Raw genomic sequence first — 1,560 nt, 5'->3', positions numbered from 1 at the left:
ACTCTGGTAGCCAAGCAAACTCGGCTGTTTTCTTAGCATTATTAGACGCTAATGACACCGTGCTTGGCATGAGCCTAGACGCTGGTGGTCACTTGACGCACGGCGCGCACATTAACTTCTCAGGTCTAAACTACAACGCCGTACAGTATGGCTTGGTTGAAGAGACTGGTCTGATCGATTATGACGAAGTTGAGCGTTTGGCAAAAGAGCACAAGCCAAAGATGATTATTGCTGGTTTCTCAGCGTATTCGCAAGTGGTTGATTGGCAGCGTTTCCGTGACATCGCTGATGAAGTTGGCGCGTACTTGCTGGTTGATATGGCACACGTTGCTGGTTTGGTCGCGGGCGGTGTTTATCCAAACCCAGTACCATTTGCTGATGTGGTCACGACTACCACGCACAAAACCCTACGCGGTCCGCGCTCAGGTATGATTTTGGCACGTGATGAAGAATTGGCGAAAAAGCTAAATTCTGCCGTATTCCCTGGTAACCAAGGTGGCCCGCTCATGCACGTTATCGCGGCAAAAGCGGTTTGCTTTAAAGAAGCGTTAGAAGATAACTTCAAAACTTATCAGCAGCAAGTGGTTAAAAACGCCAAAGCAATGGCAAAAGTGATTCAAGACCGCGGCTATGAAATCATCTCTGGCGGTACTGAAAATCACTTGATGCTGATTAGCCTAGTCAAGCAAGAAATGACGGGTAAAGAAGCCGATAAATGGCTTGGTGATGCGCACATTACCGTGAATAAAAACGCCGTACCAAACGATCCAAAATCGCCATTTGTTACCTCAGGTATCCGTATCGGTACGCCAGCGATTACCACGCGCGGCTTTAATGAAGCACAAGCGGGCGACTTGGCTGGTTGGATTTGTGACGTGCTAGATAGCCGCGGTGATGAAAAAGTTGCTGCTGAAGTACGCGGCAAAGTGGAAGCCATCTGTAAAGAGCTACCAGTTTATGAAAAGAACCAGTAGTTTTTAAATGCTTAGTTTTAACAGTTAGATGGAAAAAAACCGCTTAGCTTAATGGCTAGGCGGTTTTTTGTTGCGCTGACGTTTATTTTTTATGAATTCAGTTTATACGAACTAAACCGTCTATACGTACTAAGCCGGGCAATCCGTCACTTTTAAAAAACTCTCTACCAATACGACTTGATAGGGCAAAGTTACCTAACCCACCTTTTAGCCACCAAGCTGATTTAATGCTAGTGCTAAGATGAGGCCAACGGTGGTACTAATACCTGCCCAATGGTTGCTGCGTTTAAAGGCGGTCGGGAAGACCTCGGTCGCTAAAGAAGCAATAACAGCCCCTGCCGCAAAACAGTTGATGGCACTAATGATGGCGTCATCGACATTTTTTAGCAGCACCTTGCCTAGGATAGCCGCCAGCGATAATAAAATCGCTGCCCCAATCCAAAGCATGAGCACTTTTTTATTGCTGGCACCGTTACGGCGCATTTCTTTGGCACCACCTGCTGCCTCAGGTAAGTTGGATAACAGAATGGAGCCCGCCAGCGCCGCCACTTGCATGACGTTGCCACTAATTAATGCTACACCCAGC

1 protein-coding gene and 1 pseudogene are annotated in these 1,560 nt (G+C 47.2%); one reads left to right on the top strand and one right to left on the bottom strand.

The annotated features are described in order from the left end of the window. Positions 1–974 (top strand): serine hydroxymethyltransferase (gene glyA, locus V7D75_RS07425; RefSeq protein ID WP_333614048.1); only part of this gene is annotated, 974 nt, incomplete at its 5' end. 207 nt (positions 975–1,181) lie between these two features. Here glyA and V7D75_RS07420 read toward each other — a convergent pair. Further along, a pseudogene (locus V7D75_RS07420) lies at positions 1,182–1,560 on the bottom strand (zinc transporter); the annotation flags it as partial.

It is taken from the genome of Psychrobacter sp., assembly GCF_036731945.1.
GTDB lineage: Bacteria > Pseudomonadota > Gammaproteobacteria > Pseudomonadales > Moraxellaceae > Psychrobacter.
Note: the sequence above shows the minus strand (reverse complement) of the source record. Positions and strands in the feature narration are given on the sequence as shown.